The organism is Xylocopilactobacillus apicola (assembly GCF_033095985.1).
Classification (GTDB): Bacteria; Bacillota; Bacilli; order Lactobacillales; family Lactobacillaceae; genus Xylocopilactobacillus; species Xylocopilactobacillus apicola.
The window spans coordinates 1,491,808-1,508,225 of the sequence record NZ_AP026802.1 but is presented as its reverse complement, the minus strand read 5'-3'; the positions used below and the strand labels follow the sequence as shown (position 1 = coordinate 1,508,225).

At 37.6% G+C, this 16,418-nt stretch carries 16 protein-coding genes; 11 read left to right on the top strand and 5 right to left on the bottom strand.

What is annotated here, in order from left to right; translation table 11 throughout:
- Nucleotides 1-98: 98 nt before the first annotated feature.
- From R8495_RS07420 to R8495_RS07410, 3 genes are all read right to left on the bottom strand, one after another.
- Nucleotides 99-236: a GNAT family N-acetyltransferase gene (locus R8495_RS07420; protein ID WP_317634841.1), complete on the bottom strand. Its 138-nt coding sequence runs from the start codon at nucleotides 234-236 to the stop codon at nucleotides 99-101.
- Between the two features lie 109 nt (nucleotides 237-345).
- Entirely contained in the window at nucleotides 346-705 is a 360-nt protein-coding gene (locus R8495_RS07415; RefSeq protein WP_317634840.1) for an HIT family protein, read from the bottom strand.
- Between the two features lie 141 nt (nucleotides 706-846).
- Nucleotides 847-2,619, bottom strand: coding sequence for a heavy metal translocating P-type ATPase (locus R8495_RS07410; protein WP_317634839.1), 1,773 nt, complete (start codon nucleotides 2,617-2,619; stop codon nucleotides 847-849).
- 252 nt (nucleotides 2,620-2,871) lie between these two features.
- Here R8495_RS07410 and R8495_RS07405 point away from each other — a divergent pair, with 252 nt between their 5' ends.
- The 11 genes from R8495_RS07405 to R8495_RS07355 all read left to right on the top strand — a co-directional run bounded on the left by R8495_RS07405 (nucleotide 2,872) and on the right by R8495_RS07355 (nucleotide 14,221).
- Nucleotides 2,872-3,780: a proline iminopeptidase-family hydrolase gene (locus R8495_RS07405; protein WP_317634838.1), complete on the top strand. Its 909-nt coding sequence runs from the start codon at nucleotides 2,872-2,874 to the stop codon at nucleotides 3,778-3,780.
- 31 nt (nucleotides 3,781-3,811) lie between these two features.
- Complete coding sequence (locus R8495_RS07400; protein ID WP_317634837.1) at nucleotides 3,812-5,458, top strand: peptide ABC transporter substrate-binding protein; 1,647 nt, start codon at nucleotides 3,812-3,814, stop codon at nucleotides 5,456-5,458.
- Complete coding sequence (locus R8495_RS07395; protein WP_317634836.1) at nucleotides 5,448-6,197, top strand: tyrosine-protein phosphatase; 750 nt, start codon at nucleotides 5,448-5,450, stop codon at nucleotides 6,195-6,197. The genes R8495_RS07400 and R8495_RS07395 overlap by 11 nt, the downstream gene beginning before the upstream one ends.
- Nucleotides 6,198-6,418: 221 nt before the next feature.
- The gene (gene nrdD, locus R8495_RS07390) at nucleotides 6,419-8,581 is read left to right on the top strand and encodes an anaerobic ribonucleoside-triphosphate reductase (RefSeq protein WP_317636613.1); all 2,163 of its coding nucleotides are present in this window, start codon (nucleotides 6,419-6,421) and stop codon (nucleotides 8,579-8,581) included.
- A 103-nt stretch (nucleotides 8,582-8,684) separates the two neighbouring features.
- Entirely contained in the window at nucleotides 8,685-9,260 is a 576-nt protein-coding gene (gene nrdG, locus R8495_RS07385) for an anaerobic ribonucleoside-triphosphate reductase activating protein (protein WP_425613271.1), read from the top strand.
- Nucleotides 9,261-9,371: 111 nt separating this feature from the next.
- Nucleotides 9,372-10,112: an MBL fold metallo-hydrolase gene (locus R8495_RS07380; RefSeq protein WP_317634834.1), complete on the top strand. Its 741-nt coding sequence runs from the start codon at nucleotides 9,372-9,374 to the stop codon at nucleotides 10,110-10,112.
- Between the two features lie 90 nt (nucleotides 10,113-10,202).
- Nucleotides 10,203-10,913, top strand: coding sequence for an adaptor protein MecA (locus tag R8495_RS07375; RefSeq protein WP_317634833.1), 711 nt, complete (start codon nucleotides 10,203-10,205; stop codon nucleotides 10,911-10,913).
- 45 nt (nucleotides 10,914-10,958) lie between these two features.
- Complete coding sequence (locus tag R8495_RS07370) at nucleotides 10,959-11,849, top strand: competence protein CoiA (RefSeq protein ID WP_317634832.1); 891 nt, start codon at nucleotides 10,959-10,961, stop codon at nucleotides 11,847-11,849.
- Nucleotides 11,850-11,867: 18 nt separating this feature from the next.
- A complete protein-coding gene (locus R8495_RS07365; protein WP_317634831.1) occupies nucleotides 11,868-12,479 on the top strand; it encodes a GTP pyrophosphokinase in 612 nt (203 codons plus the stop codon).
- Nucleotides 12,476-13,294, top strand: coding sequence for an NAD kinase (locus tag R8495_RS07360; RefSeq protein ID WP_317634830.1), 819 nt, complete (start codon nucleotides 12,476-12,478; stop codon nucleotides 13,292-13,294). Before R8495_RS07365 ends, R8495_RS07360 begins: the two co-directional genes overlap by 4 nt.
- Nucleotides 13,295-13,327: 33 nt before the next feature.
- On the top strand, nucleotides 13,328-14,221 hold the full coding sequence (locus tag R8495_RS07355; RefSeq protein WP_317634829.1) for an RluA family pseudouridine synthase: 894 nt from the start codon (nucleotides 13,328-13,330) through the stop codon (nucleotides 14,219-14,221).
- Here R8495_RS07355 and R8495_RS07350 read toward each other — a convergent pair.
- A complete protein-coding gene (locus R8495_RS07350) occupies nucleotides 14,198-14,824 on the bottom strand; it encodes a copper homeostasis protein CutC (protein ID WP_317634828.1) in 627 nt (208 codons plus the stop codon). The two genes, R8495_RS07355 and R8495_RS07350, sit on opposite strands and share 24 nt — an antisense overlap.
- Nucleotides 14,825-14,898: 74 nt before the next feature.
- On the bottom strand, nucleotides 14,899-15,810 hold the full coding sequence (locus R8495_RS07345; protein WP_317634827.1) for a DUF3862 domain-containing protein: 912 nt from the start codon (nucleotides 15,808-15,810) through the stop codon (nucleotides 14,899-14,901).
- Nucleotides 15,811-16,418: the final 608 nt, after the last annotated feature.

Below are 16,418 nucleotides of genomic sequence, written 5' to 3'. Positions count from 1 at the left end.
TAGACATGGTGGGTGCTGTGAAATTGTTTTGATCAACCGCCAGAACAAAAGGAAGATCTTGGCGTTTTTCGAGAACTGTGAGAAACTTTTGAATAAATTTAGTTCCAAATTTCAGTGGACATACCTTGATATCGAAATTTTGGAGCAACGTTAAGGCAGATCTCTACTGAACTATTAGGTTCTTCGTCGGCGTAAAGCATCGCAAATCCGACAAATGTATCACCTTTTGCGGCCAAAACATTCTTTAAAATATGCTTAGATACGGTCCCTGGAAAGTATGGTCAAAAGCTTGGATTTCTTTCATCAGTTGTTCGGCTTGCTTTAAAGTGCAGGTACTAGTAGTTTTCAATTTTTTCTCCTTGGTTTAGGCATAAATAATCCGTCATTAGGGTAACGAGGGATGACGTGAATATGACAATGCATAATTGATTGACCACCATAATGACCATTATTAGAGAGCAAATTATAGCCTGCAGGTTGATATTTTTCGTCAAGTAATTTCTTAGCTGCAAATATCAGTTCATTGATTTCTTCTAATTCGTCTCTGGTCAGTTTAAAATAATTAGAACGATGATTTTTGGGGATGATCAGTAAGTGTCCAGGATTAATGGGATGAAGATCCCAAAAAGCAGCTGCTAAATTATTTTCTAAAATAAAATCCGCTGATTTTTTCTGACAAAAAACGCAATTCGGTTCTTTTTTCATTTTATAACCCTCTCAAATTGCTACTAGGAACAATTTTTGTGTTATGAACTAGTGTGGGATTGATCACTAAGTGATAATTTAATCGACTTAGTTTTTATTTTACCATATCCAAGAAAAAAAGCTTACCAAACGGTAAACTTTTTAAGAAGCCAATGAAGCTTTTTTTAGCTTTTCTTTGCTGACTCTTGCTCTTAAAGCCCAGAGAATTGAAGCGGTATCGACAACTTCTTGTAAAAGTGCTCCGATGATGACTGGAACGACCCCAGTTGCACAAATCAGCTCTAAGACAATACAGATTACAATTCCAATCATTACCGATTCACGGGCTATTTTCATTGTGTAGCGTGAGATTTCGATTGCATTTAGAATTGTATGTAGATCATTTTTTACAATTACAACATCAGCAGTTTGCGAGGCAGCACTTGCTCCTGTTGCGCCCATTGCAATACCGACGTCAGCCGCAGCAATAGCAGGAGCATCATTGACTCCGTCGCCAACCATAATTAAAGGCCGCTCATCTTTGGGAGTATCTTCGATTAAGCGAATTTTATCTTGTGGACGACATTCGGCATAAACCTTACTAATCTGAAGTGCAGAAGAAATTTTTTGGGCGGTAGCTTTGTGGTCTCCAGTAATCATGGCAATATTTTTAATTCCATTTTGCTGCAGATCTTTAATGGTAATCTGTGCTTCGGGTCGGATTTGGTCAGCAAGCAAAACGTAGCCTTTAACTATTTCATCGATTGACAGGAACACTTGAGAATATTCGAGATTTTTGCCTGCATATTTAGCAAGTTCACTTTCTTTCTTTGTAGCAAAATTAAGAGCCCCGATCTTTACTAGTTGCTCACCATAGTGTGCTTCAATTCCTTGGCCGGTGATTTCTTTAATTTCAGTAAATTCTAATGAATCAGTCGCTTTTTCTTTCTGAGCATAATTGGTGATCGCTTTACCCATCACATGGTTAGAATTAATCTCAAGGTTATAAAATAGTTGAACTAACTGTGGCTTTGTTAAATTGCTTGTTGAAACCAAGTCTTTGACAGCTAATTCACCTTGGGTGAGAGTTCCAGTTTTGTCAAAATAAGCAGATTTGGCTTTTGCCAACTTCTCTAGTGCTGTACCAGTTTTCAAAATAATTCCGTGGCGAGTTACTCGACTCATGCCTGACACAATTGCGACAGGTGCTGCCAAAATTAAAGGGCAGGGTGAAGCAACTACGACGACTTGGACGAAACGGTGCGGGTCTTTTGCAATTATTGCGGCAATAACCCCAATTAAAATCGAAATAATGGTGAATGGTAAAGCATATTGATCAGCTAATCTAACAAAGCGAGCTGGTTTTAAATTTGCTGTTTTAACTAAGTTTACCAAGGTTTGGTACTGAGAATCTTGCGCTAATTTTTCGGTTTTGAGATTCACTGGCCGATCCGTATTTAGCGCGCCTGAAATTAAATGGTCACCAATTGAACGTTTAATTAAAAGAGATTCTCCAGTCATACTGGATTCATCAAAACTACTTGTTCCTTCGCTAATAATTCCGTCGACGGGGACGACTTCGCCAGGTTTGATTAAGATGGTTGAGCCAACAGGTACTTCATCGGCTGCAACATCTTTAATCGTATTATCTGTGATAATGTGGGCAACCTTCGGTGAATTATCTAAAAGCATCGATAGATCTGCACTTGCTTTTTTGCTGGCAAAATCTTCAAGTGAATCGCCCCCAGTCAACATTATCAAGATGATTAGTGCTGCCCAGTAATCTTGAGCGATGATTGTGGCAGTAACTGAGATGATCGCTAAAAGATCAACTCCGAAATTTCCGCTTTTTAAAACTTTAATCATTTCAATTAACATCGAAAATGCAATGATTGCACCAGCAATGCTAATTAAAATATTGGCCCAAATGGCCATTTTAAAGCCGAATGTTAAAATTAAAGCTGTGGCTCCAATACCTAAAACGATCCAAAATTTTTGTAAATTACTAATTGTTCTAACTTCCCCTCTTTTTAACTTAGAATCATTCTAAGTTTATTAAGAAAGAATTGCAAGTTTTTTAGACTTGATGAAGATCCTTCAACTAAAATTGAAATAATTGAGTTTTACTTCAACCAAACTAGCGCTTACAATAGAGATAATCAATATAAGGAAAAAGGAAGTGGAAATATGAAAAATGGTACAACAATTATTACTTTAGATAACGGATATCACTTATGGACTAACACACAAGGTAGTGGAGACATTCACCTTTTAGCGTTACACGGAGGTCCAGGAGGAACTCATGAATATTGGGAGGATACAGCTAAACAGCTTGCAAAACGGGGGCTAAACGTCCAGGTTCATATGTATGATCAATTGGGCTCGTTTTATTCGGATCAACCTGATTTTAACGATCCCAAAAATCAAGATATTCTGACTTATGATTACTATATCAACGAGGTTGAAGAAGTGAGACAAAAATTGGGACTTGATCATTTTTATTTGATTGGTCAAAGTTGGGGTGGCGCACTTGTTCAATTATACGGTCTTAAATACGGTCAGCACTTAAAAGGTGCGATTATCTCTTCGATGATTGATAACACTGAAGAGTACGTGGCGGCCGTCAACGCAAAACGAGCTGAAGTGCTAAGCCAAGCAGATCTTGAGTACATGCAAAAGATTGAAACGGAGCATCGTTGGGATGATCCAAAGTATCAAGAAATTGTGGATCGGTTAAATGCACAGTTTGTCGATCGGCGAGAAATCCCGGCTTATAGTCATTTGATTGAAACGATGGCAACTGATGTTTATGGAGCTTTTCAAGGAGATAATGAGTTTGTAGTGACTGGAAAGTTAAAGGAATTTGATCTTAGAGGTAAGTTGAAAGATTTGAAAATGCCAACCTATCTGGTTTTCTCTGATCATGAAACGATGCCAGTAGATGTGGCCAAAAGAATGGCAAAAGAAATTCCGCATTCGCGCCTTTCAGTGACGCCGGATTCAGGTCATCACGGAATGACAGATAATCCGCGGCATTATTATGACCATTTAGCACAATTTATTCAGGATGTTGAACAAAATCAGTTTAATGATTAATTAGTTTTTTTATTTAGATCGGAGGTGTGTTGTGGATAAAAGAAAATGTTGGCGAACGGTTGTTTGTTTTCTTGTTTTGATGTTGTTTTTAACCGGATGCCAAAAAAAGGAAAGTAAAAAACAGACAGCAAAGACTAAAGATGCACAAGTTTGGCGGGTTGGAGCAGGAGATATGCTTCAGTCAATGGATAGTTCTAATTTTTTTGACCAAAATAGTATGCAAGCTGTCAACAATGTGATGGAAGGACTGTACCGCTATCGCGGTAAGAATATTGAGCCTGCGATGGCGACGAAAATTGTTGAACCAGATGCATCCGGCCTTAAATATACTTTCAAATTGCGACAAAATGCTTTATGGAGCAATGGAGATCCCGTAACGGCTGACAATTTTGTTTTTGCCTGGCAACGCACCGTTGATCCAAAAACTAAAGCACAATATGCATACCTTTATTCGGGGATTAAAAATGCCGATGCTATTAGAAAAGGTCGGCTTAAACCGACAGCTTTAGGAATAAAAAAAGTCGATGATCATACTTTTACGGTGGAATTGGAACGAAAAATTCCCTATTTTACGGCTTTGATGACGAATACGCCATTTTTTCCTCAAAATCAGAAAATTGTTAAAAAATATGGGAAGGCTTATGGAACAACGGCTGCTAAAACGGTTTATAATGGACCATTTTCTTTAACTAAATGGAATGGGATGAGTAATAGCTGGACATTAGTCAAAAATTCTAAATATTGGAATCAAAAACAAGTTTACCTTGATCGAATTGAATACGTAGTCGTGAAAGATCCTAACACAGCATTAAATCTTTTTAGTAATCATCAGCTTGATGACATCATTTTAAGCGGGGAGATTGCTAAACAAAAGAAAAGTGATCCAAACTTTAACTCGCGTGAATTGACCAGAACGATGTATCTGACTTTTAATCAAGGAAAAAATTCAGCACTAAAAAATGAATCAATCCGTAAGGCTTTGAGTTTGGCAATTGATCGCAAGCAACTAACTAAAGATATTTTAGGTGATGGGTCATTTCCGGTTCATGTTTTGGTCCCATTGGGCTTGGCAAATAATCCGGCCACGAAAAATGATTTTAGTAAACCAATTGATCAGTCAACAGCTAGTTATTCAACTTATAACTTGGCAAAGGCTAAAGAACTTTGGGAGCAAGGCAAAAAGGAAACGGGCATCGACCAGGTAACTTGGACGATGCTTGGTGAAGATAACGACAGTAATAAGAAATTGATGGAATATTTTCAAGGCCAGTTAGAAAAACTCCCGGGATTAAAGATAAATTTGCAAGCGGTGCCTCATAAGACACGCCTGCAGTTTGGGCAAAATGGGCAGTTTGATTTGATGACAAGTCAGGTGGCCGCTGATTTTCCAGATCCAGTTGCAATTTTAAATGTTCAAACCACTAATAATGTTTACAATTTCGGTCATACGTCTAACTCGCGCTATGATCAGTTAATTGAAAAAAGTAATCTGGAATCAGATCCAAATAAACGTTTTACTCAAATGAGTCAAGCGTTAGAAATTTTATCTCAAAATCAAGAGGTTGCGCCGATCTATCAATTAGTTGAAGCTCATTTGACCCGGAGAAATTTAAAAGGAGTGACTTTTTCTCCGAACCATCTCTTTAATTACGTTGGGGCAAATCTTAATGGTAAATAGACTTTTAAACTTTACAGGAAGTGTCAATTTGCGTGAACTTGGCGATTATCATACCGTTGATGGGTTTAAGATTCGTAGCCATAAGATTTTGCGATCTGGTGATTTAAGCGGCTTGACTTCAAAGGGGCAAAGAGATCTGCTTGACTATGGTCTTAAATATGATGTTGATTTTCGTTCTGATTCTGAAATTCTCCACTTTGCTGACCCGAAAATGCCAGGAGTGATTTATGAACATGTACCAGTTTATGGCTCTGAGGACTATTCGTTAGAAACCAATCAAAAATTTGAGCCAGATTCGGGGATTGGAGGAATTTATCAAAATGTAGTTTTAAGTCGCTTTAGTCAAGCAAGCTATCGCCGGATGTTTGAATTAATGTTGGAAAACTCAGAGCCAGATCGTTCTTTGTTGTTTCACTGCTCCGCGGGGCAAGATCGGACTGGAATTGGAGCAGCTTTGATTGAAAAGTTGCTTGGATTAAGTGATCAAACGATTACAGAAGACTACCTTTTATCCAATATTGTTTATTCTGATCGCTCAAATCAGGTGATAACTGATGCTGACGTGGCCGATTACATTAATCAGATGAATTCTTCTAATGTTTATGCTAATAGTATTACGGCAATTTTTAAAGCAATCGATCACTTCTACGGGAATTTTGCTAATTATTTAAATGAAGCACTAAATTTATCCGAAGAGAATATTTTAAAATTGAAGAAAATTTATCTTACATCTTTATAAGACTACTACTGGTAAAAACTCGAAAAAAAGAACGTTGATCTCGCGATGTTCTTTTTTTATTTCTTCTAGATCTGGTGTTATACTTCAAAATGCTTAAAAAAAACATCTATATTTTGGTATGATAGTTACTAGATTAAATGTCAAAAAGAATTACTTAAGAGGTGTTATCAGTGCTTGAATTAGAAAGAAAAAAACAGGATTTTACAGAAAAATTACCAATTATGATTATCAAGCGTGATGGTCGAAGAGTCGATTTTGATCTTGATAAGATTACCCAAGCGGTGATTAGAGCAGCAAAAAGCGTTAATCCAGATCTTGGCCCACTTGACTACCAGAAAATTACCGAAGTCACCGAAGATGTCGAAGCTGAAATTTTAGCCCGATTTAAAGATGACGTTAAAATTTATGAAATTCAAAATGTCGTAGAGCATACTCTTTTGGCCCATCATCTTTATGATGTAGCTAAATCTTACATCTCGTATCGAACCGAAAAGGACTTCGCTCGCAATCAAGCAACTGATATTAACTTTACAATCAAGAAGCTTTTATCAAAGGATGCAACGGTAGTTAACGAGAATGCAAATAAAGATAGTAATGTATTTAACACTCAGCGGGATCTGACTGCAGGGACAGTCGCTAAGGCAATTGGGCTTAAGATGTTGCCGCCACAAGTAGCAAATGCTCATCTTAAAGGCGATATCCATTGGCATGATCTTGATTACACTCCTTATGAACCGATGACAAATTGTTGTTTGATCGATTTTAAAGAGATGCTTAACCACGGTTTTAAAATTGGTAATGCTGAAGTTGAAACGCCACATTCAATTCAAGTTGCAACAGCTCAGATGGCTCAAATTATTGCCAATGTTGCTTCAAGTCAATATGGAGGATGTTCTTCTGATCGTACTGACGAAGTGCTGGCACCATTTGCGATGAAGAATTTTGAAAAACACGTGGCTGAAGCCAAGAAATGGATAGAAGATCCTCAAAAGCGAGAAGAATACGCTAAAGAGCGCACCAGCAAAGATATTTATGATGCAATGCAAAGTTTAGAGTATGAAATCAATACTTTGTATTCTTCAAATGGTCAAACCCCTTTTACTACTTTGGGTTTTGGTTTAGGAAAAAGTTGGGCGGAGCGCGAAATTCAAAAGTCAATTTTGAAAGTAAGAATTGATGGGCTCGGGACTGAGCACCGAACCGCAATTTTTCCAAAATTGGTTTTTACGTTAAAACGCGGTTTAAATCTTGAGCCAAAAGATCCGAATTATGATCTTAAACAGCTGGCAATCGAGTGCGCCACTAAAAGAATGTACCCGGATGTCGTTTCTTATGACATGATCAAAAAAATTACTGGATCGTTCAAGGCTCCAATGGGTTGTCGGTCATTTTTGCAGTCTTGGAAGGATTCAGACGGTAATGAGGTTGATTCAGGTCGAATGAATTTAGGGGTCGTAACGATCAATCTTCCCCGAATTGCATTGGAGTCAAAAGGTGATCAGGATCAATTTTGGAAAATCCTTAAAGAACGAGTCGAAATTTGTCGCGATGCCCTGGTCTATAAAGTAGAGCGGACTAAAGAAGCAACGGTGCAAAATGCCCCAATTCTTTACCAATACGGTGCGTTTGGTGAACGTTTGAAGAAAAGCGAACGGGTTGATGAATTATTTAAAAACAGTCGAGCAACAGTTTCTCTAGGTTATATCGGTTTGTATGAGGTCGGGACAGTGTTTTACGGGCCTGATTGGGAGGTTAATCCGACCGCTAAAGAATTTAGCGTTGACGTTGTGAAATATCTTTATGATCAGTGTTCAAAATGGGAAGAAAAATATGGCTATCATTTTTCAGTTTACGGCACTCCAGCGGAATCTTTAACGGATACATTTTGCCGCTTAGATAAAGCAAAATTTGGCAGCATTCCAGACATTACTGACAAAGATTACTATACAAACAGTTTTCACTATGATGTCCGCAAAAATCCAACTCCGTTTGAAAAACTCGATTTTGAAAGTGTTTATCCTTATTATTCAAGCGGCGGCTTCATTCACTACTGTGAATATCCAAATCTTCGGCAAAATCCCAAAGCACTGGAAGCAGTTTGGGACTATGCGTATGACCTTGTTGGATATCTTGGAACTAATACACCAATTGATCAATGCTTTAAATGTGGATTTAAAGGCGATTTTAAAGCAACTGAAAGAGGATTTATGTGCCCCGAGTGCGGAAATACTGATCCAGCAACGGTTGACGTAGTTAAAAGGACTTGTGGGTATTTGGGTAATCCGAACCAGCGACCAATGGTCCACGGGCGACACGAAGAAATTAAGCACCGGGTTAAGCATCTGAGTTTAGGAAACGATCACTTAACGGGAGCAGACAGCTAATTTTATGGCGGAAGAAGAGAAAGATGATCTAGGAATTGAGTTTAGAATTGGCTCTAAGGCTGCTCAAAATTATCGGCTTGATCCAAAAAGCGTTAGCCGCCAGATGAAGCAAAAAAAGTATGACCCAGATGATCCGATTTCTTGGAAATCTGAGGACTTCTCACAGGAGATGATTGCTGATTATAAACCGTTTAATTTTGTTGATGGAGAAGGGGTGCGTTGTTCGCTGTATGTTTCAGGGTGCTTGTTTGCTTGTCCAGGTTGTTACAATTTAGCAGCTCAAAATTTTCGCTATGGTCATCCATTTACTAAAGAATTAGAAGATCAGATTATTAAAGATCTTGCAAATTCCTATGTTGATGGTTTGACTCTTCTAGGTGGTGAACCATTTCTCAACACTTCGGTCTGTTTAAAAGTTGTCAAAAGAATTCGCAAAGAATTTGGACATGCTAAAACTATTTGGTCTTGGTCAGGTTATACCTGGGAAGAACTGCAGCAAGGAACCCCAGATAAAAAGGAGCTCTTATCGTTAATTGATATTTTAGTTGATGGTCGCTTTGTGGAAGAGAAAAAAGATTTAACCCTTCAATTTCGGGGGAGTTCCAACCAAAAAATTATTGATGTCCAGAAATCTTTACAAGAGGGTAAAATTCATATTTGGGATCGTTTACTTAAATAATTTTTCTGTTTCTGAATAAAAAGAATAACGTATAATGTTATTATGAGAAGTAAGAGGGAAAGGAATAATGGTTTATTTTAGGTTAAGAGAAATAGACTAGATTAAAAATCAATGAAACTAACAGTTTTGGGCTACTACGGCGGTTATCCTTATCATGATCACGGGACTAGTTCGTATCTAATTACGGCAGGGGACGGGTATCGGCTACTTTTAGATTGTGGATCAGGGGCCTTAATTTCCTTAGAGAAAGTAATGGATCCTTTGAAGCTTGATGCAGTGCTTTTATCGCATTATCATCAAGATCATATCGCAGATATAGGAGTTTTGCAGTATTATTACCAATTAAAAAGCGGAGTTAAAAAAACTGATCCGCTGAAAATTTATGGGCATCAAGAAGATCTAGGAAATTTTAAAAATCTAACCTTTGGTTCGTTTACTGAAGGTATCGCTTATGATCCTAAGAAGAAGTTGATCTTGGGACCGTTGGAAGTCACATTTTGCCGCACAATTCACCCAGTTGCAGCTTTTGCCATTCGTTTAAAAGAGGTGGAAACGGGAAAAGTTTTGACCTATACCGCAGATACTCGCTATTTTAAAGAGTTGGCTGATTTTGCAATGAATAGTGATGTTTTGATTGCTGATACTAATTTTGCGGGTAGTCAAGAAGGGGATCTTTGGCATATGACTTCACTTCAGTCAGCAAAATTGGCTCTCGATGCCAAGGCAAAAACTTTAGTTTTGAGTCATTTGCCACAAGAAATTCCATTGGATCAAATTTTGCAAGAAGCTGAGTTTGCTGCTCCTAAGCTAGAAGTCGTGCTGGCTTCAAAGGTTAGCGAAATTCAATTTTAATTATCTAAAATATCATTTGACGATTGGCTTTCCTTGATGTAAGCTAGCTCAAAAGTGTAAGTAACAATTAATACGGAGGAACTATTTCTGATGGAAATAGATCATATTGATAAAGATAATATTCGGGTTTTTCTTGTTCATAAAGATCTTGAAGAACGAGGAGTAACAATTTTAGATCTGTTGGGCAATCAGATGCAAGTTGAAAAATTTTTCTACAGTATTTTGGAGGAAGTGGATACTGACCATACCTTCTCTGGGACCCAAACGATCACTTTTCAAGTAATGCCGAATGAGGAAGGTTTAGAATTATTAATTAGTAAAAAACCTCAGAACTTTGGTCAAAAAGTCAAGCGCAATGGGAATAATGGATCTAACATTGATGATTTATTTGATTTTGATTCAAAATTGTTAGAAGATGATTTCGATCAATCGGGGATGAATACTGATAATGATCGTCACTTCATGCTTGATAACAATGGATATAGGGAAGATCGTTATGTTAAAGCGCTATCTTCCCAATCGTTAACTTATATTGCTAAATTTAATTCTATTGATGATTTGATTAATTTGGGCCACTTTTTAAAATTCAAAGTTAAGACGAAACTTTATGTCTATGACGATCAATACTATGTAATTTTCACTCTTTACAAAAAAGATTCTAATCGTGATAATTTCACAAGATTAATTACTAACGTCAATGAGTATGGCAACTATACCAAAATTTCAGCAGAAGTATTGGCTGAACATGGAAAAGTTTTAATAAAAAGTAATATTTTTCGAACTTTAGAAAAATATTTTTAACATTTTGAGCATCTTCTTCGTAATTTATATGAAGGAGGTGTTTTTTTGTTAGTTGGTTTAAATTCGAAAAATGAGCTAGTTTATCTAGTTTCAAATGCTCAGGCCAAGAAATTATTGGCAGAGAAATCACAATTTTTTTGCCCAAATTGTCAGAAGCCTTTAAAAATTTGTTGCGGTAGTCAAACTCGCCCTTACTTTCGGCATTTGTTTAAAGCTGTTTCAAATAATGAATCGGAGATCCACGAACGAGGCAAGGATCTTTTAGGAATAGTTTGGCAAGAAAATGGCTTTGAGATTGAAAAGGAAAAAATTGTCATTACAGCGGATGAAGAGCGCCGAGTGGATCTTTTTGTCTGTCCGAGCTTAGCAATTGAATTTCAGTGCAGTCCACTTTCAGTCGGGCTTTTACGAAAGCGAAATAATTTTTATCGGCGTAAAGGTTGGCAATCGCTTTGGTTTTTGGGACCAGCGTATCTTAAAGGTAAATGTTTTGGCAAAAATGCTTTAAAGTTTTTACAGTATAATCAGCGATTGGGCTTTTATTTATTATTTTTAGAAGTAGAAACGAGAAAAATTCAAATCTATCATCATATACGTAAATATGACTGGAACTCTTTTGACTGGATCCAAGAAAATGTCTCCGCTGATCAATTGTTCAATTTCCACTTTGGCAAAGTTCACAAAAAACTTAAGAAAGTTCCGGTCGTGATGACCAAAAAACAATTGGCACAAAATTTGGCCTATCGTGAGCGCCAAGTCTGTAAATTGCAAAGTGTTTGTTACGAACACGGCTATGATCTTTTGCATTTACCAGATGAGTTGTTTGAACCCGACGGTTTTGCACCGATCTATCATTCCAAACTGGCAGTAAATCTATATAAATTTTTAAATTTAGAGGTTCCAGCATTGAAATCAGAACAGTTTCCATTATTATAAATTTGAGTGTAAATTATTATGAAAAAAGATTGGGATGCATTTCTGACCCCTTACGCAGTATCGGTGGAAGAAATGAAAGTTAAGTTACGCGAATTAAGAAAACAGTACTTGCAATATGAACAAGAGTCGCCAATTGAATTCGTGACTGGAAGGGTTAAACCAGTTAGTTCAATAATGGAGAAAATGCAACGCCGGCACATCGATGAAGAGCATTTGGAAATAGAAATGCAGGATATTGCTGGCTTAAGAGTTGTAGTTCAATTTGTTGAAGATATTTATGAAGTGGTGGAGTTAATTCGCCGTCGATCTGATATGACAATTGTTGAAGAAAGAGATTATGTGAAGTATCATAAAGCTTCGGGATACCGTTCGTATCACATCGTAGTTGAGTATATGGTTGAGTTAGTTGATGGTCCAAAAAAGATATTGGCAGAGATTCAGGTTCGAACGATGTCAATGAATTTCTGGGCAACAATTGAGCATAGCCTTAATTACAAATATCAAGGTCAAGTTCCGCCAGATGTTGCCAAAAGATTAGAACGTTCAGCGGAAGTAACTTTTGAATTGGATCAGGAAATGTCTGAAATTCGTTCAGAAATTCGGGAAACTGATCGGTGGGAACAGAAATGAAAGTAGCAATTTTCTCTAATACTCAGCCGGCGACTATTTTGGTGGTTGAAAAATTAAAACAGCTTTTAAAAGAGAAAAATATTACGGTGGTGGAAGCTGAATCAGATCCAGAGATTGTAATTTCTGTCGGTGGTGATGGGACCATGCTCTCGGCATTTCGTCATTACTTGCCACGAATTGAACGAGTACGTTTCATTGGTGTTCATACCGGACATTTAGGATTTTACACCGATTATCGGGAGTTTGAACTTGATGAATTGGTTGATTCCTTGAGTGAATCTCAATGTGCAGATGTCAGTTATCCAATTTTAAGGGTTGAGGCTTACAAAGGGGATTCGCTGGAACCTTTTTTGATCGATCATGCTTTAAATGAGTCGACAGTAAGGCGAGTGGTTTCAACTTTTACTTGTAACGTTTTGATTAAGGGTGATTTCTTTGAAAAATTTCGTGGCGATGGGCTTTCTATCTCGACTCCTACAGGTTCAACAGCTTATAATAAGTCTTTAGGTGGAGCAGTTATTCACCCCACGGTTAAAGCTTTGCAGGTAACTGAGATAGCTTCTTTGAATAATAGTATTTTTCGAACGCTTGGCTCACCAATGGTTATTTCGCCTGACGAGTGGGTAGAAGTCGAGTTATTAGATCCCACCGACGTTGACCTTTCGGTCGATAATTTGATCTTACATGATACTGGGGTAACTCGTCTAAAGTATCAAATTGCTAAAGAGAGGATTCATTTTGTGAAATACCGGCATATGCACTTTTGGGATCGGGTCGGTAATTCCTTTATTTATCCGAAGAAAAAATATGATTAGGAACTCAACTCAGATGTTGAGTTTTTTTGGAAAATGAAATTAAATTATCTAATTGAAGAAAAATCGCAGGGCGAAAAAATTTCGAAATATTTACGAAGTCAGGGGATTTCACGTCGCATTTTAAAGAGAATTAAGTATCAAGGCGGTGAGATTGTGGTTAATGGTTTATCGCAAAGAAGTGATTATCGCCTCCAGATTAATGACCAGCTCACGATTACAATTCCTGATTTGGCAAGTTCAAGTAATATTGTGCGAATTGCTAAACCGATCGAGGTAATTTATGAAGACAATTATTTCCTGGCGGTCAATAAACCGCCGTTTTTGCCGTCCATTCCTAAAAGAGGAGATGATCTCGATAACGTGGCAAGTCGCGTAAAAAACTATCTTTATGAAACGACAGGGGAGGATTTTCCGATTCACTTAATCACTCGGCTTGATAGTGATACAAGCGGAGTAATTTTGTTTGCGAAAAATTCACTCTCACATAGTCTATTTTTTAAAGATAAATCGGGTCACGGGGTTGACAAGGAATATTTTGCCGTGGTGAAGGGACAAATTGAACAAGATCTTTTATTGATGTTGCCACTAGGTCGTTCACCGGAGTTCTTCTTACGGCGAGTAATTAGTGATCAAGGTAAAAGCTCAATTACTTTGGTGAAAGTGGCTCAGAATTACCAAGAGGCAACGGCTTTAAACGTCCGATTATTTACTGGGAGAACACACCAAATTCGAGCGCACTTGAGTGCGATTGAGCATCCGATTTATGGCGATGAACTTTACGGCGGGGATCGTTTACTTATTGATCGGCAGGCGCTTCATTGTCAAAGACTAGAGTTCACTCATCCTTTTACGCAAAAAAAAATCACGATTTCGGCCCCATTACCGCGTGATTTAAATGATTTGTTAGACAATTTTTGTCCCATGTAGTTGATTAGCATTAGTTTTCTCAGCGACTAGGTCGCGATTGAGAGTAGTAATTCCGCCACCTGGTAGAATTTGAATTTCTCCGTTGGCAGCCAAGATATAGCTTTGAATTTGGCTTAGATTATCTTCGATCTTAGTAGACGTGAGACCACCATGGGTAAGGATTCGGTCAATCCCGAGTTCTTTTAGCTCAGTGATTGCAGCAATTTTATCACCTGCGATGTGATCAAAAGCCATATGCATCACGCATTCCATTCCACTCGCAGCGGCGATTAATTGTTCCATGGTAGGATAATCGATTTTGCCTTCAGCAGTCAAAGTCCCGAAGACTACGGCATCGGCTCCTAGTTGCTGAGCTTGGAAGATGTCGTCTTCCATTGCATTAATTTCAATATCGTTATATACAAAATCGCCACCTCGGGGACGAATGATTGTAGCGACGCTGACCTGTCGTTCGTGTGCAATGGAGAGAGCGTATTTCATCACTCCGTGGCTAACAGTTGTCCCACCAACAGCTAGATTGTCACAAAGTTCAATTCTTTTTGCACCGCGGCTGATCACTTCGTTTAAATCTGATAAATTTTCAATACATGCTTCGTATAACATTTGTGCTCCTAATTTGATTTTTGATAATATTGTAAATCTAAGAAAGTGAAATTATTTAGCTGATTGTTTAGGAGCTATTTTAGACCTTGTTGGTCCTTAGTAGTTGCGATGTTATTAGTAAATGCGATTGTGAAAAATGCATCTTTTTCGCCTTTTACGCTGGTATTCCAAGTATAAGAAGTAAAATTAGTGCCGTTTATCAGTGAAGTTGTCATTGCGTTAGGTTGCCCTAAGGTTTGAACCGCTTGTTCAGAGCTTAAATTAGCAATTTGTAGTTGATTGTATTGATCTAAAGTAAATTCAGCCTTCTTTGGATCGCCAGAAATTCCAACACTCGTTTTAGAAACTGCTCGATAAGCATCGCCGTCTTGGACCAAGATTACCATCGTACCGCTTCCCTGAGTGAGTCCGACAACTGAGCCCCAAGTCTCTTTCTTAGCACTTTTTCCTTCGTAAGTCAGTTCTTCAGTCTTCTGAGGATTACCCAGTTTTGCTTGCAATTCGGCCTCTGAGACTCCACCATTACCGTTAGTAGCAGTGTCACCAATCAAAATACTGTTAAACACTTCTAAGGCACTGCCAGTCTTGCCAACAGCTGCGTTACTAGTAGATTTATTGCCGGATGCCGCGCTGGAATTTGGTTGGGTGTTGGCTCCAGATGATGAGTTTTTTTTGTTTTCACGATCTTTCTTGCTCTTGTTTTTCATTTTAACGGAAGAAGAAACGGACGAATTGTTTTTTTGTGTGGACATTTCTGAGCTATCTTTTTTGTTATAGAGCATCAAAAACGTAACCGTTACAATTGCTGCAATTACGAGTACGATAATAAGCCAAATCCACCATTTTTTGTAAAATGGCTTTTTTTTCTTTTCTTCCATTGGAACTTGAATCTCGTTTTGAGAATCATCTTGTTGGTTCATTGGGATATCATTTTGTCTTTTTGGAACATTATTTGGAAAGTTATTATTGTTTTCAAAATTATCCATGTTTTTCACCTCTAGTTTACGTTAATCATATAATAACTTTTAAAAGTTGCAATGTCGCTCTAATTTCGAAAAAAAATAATAAAAACCTGAATTTTCTGCGAGAACATCGAACGAAACCAAAATAAAAACCACAATTCTTGATTGCAGTTTTTATTTTTTTATGGTGCGATATCTAGGCGGTGAAAGTTCACAGGTCTTTTATCTGGCTTTGACCAAATTTGATTTTTATACTTATAACAACTTGATCTTCTTTTTGGGAGTATTTATTAAGAAACAGAAACCTTTTTTTAGGGCTTTGAATTCTTCAGATGTTCTTTCTTGAGAACTAATATAGGCTGATCCAATTGTTGACATTTTCTAATACTCTAAAATCGTCTTCACCAATTATCTGAAAAGCAATCGTTACGCTTTTTCTAATCCTCCGTCGAGGGTCGCTTATGAGCCTTTAAAAATACTGATTAATTGATCTTGTTCATCAGAAAATTTCGATAACTTGAATTGCAAAAAAAGGAAGATATTCTCTAGGATTGTCATCCTGCTAAGGGTATTTGCAACGTCATTTTTGTAAAAATAATTAGCGGATTCAGACGCAAAAAATTAAAATTGCC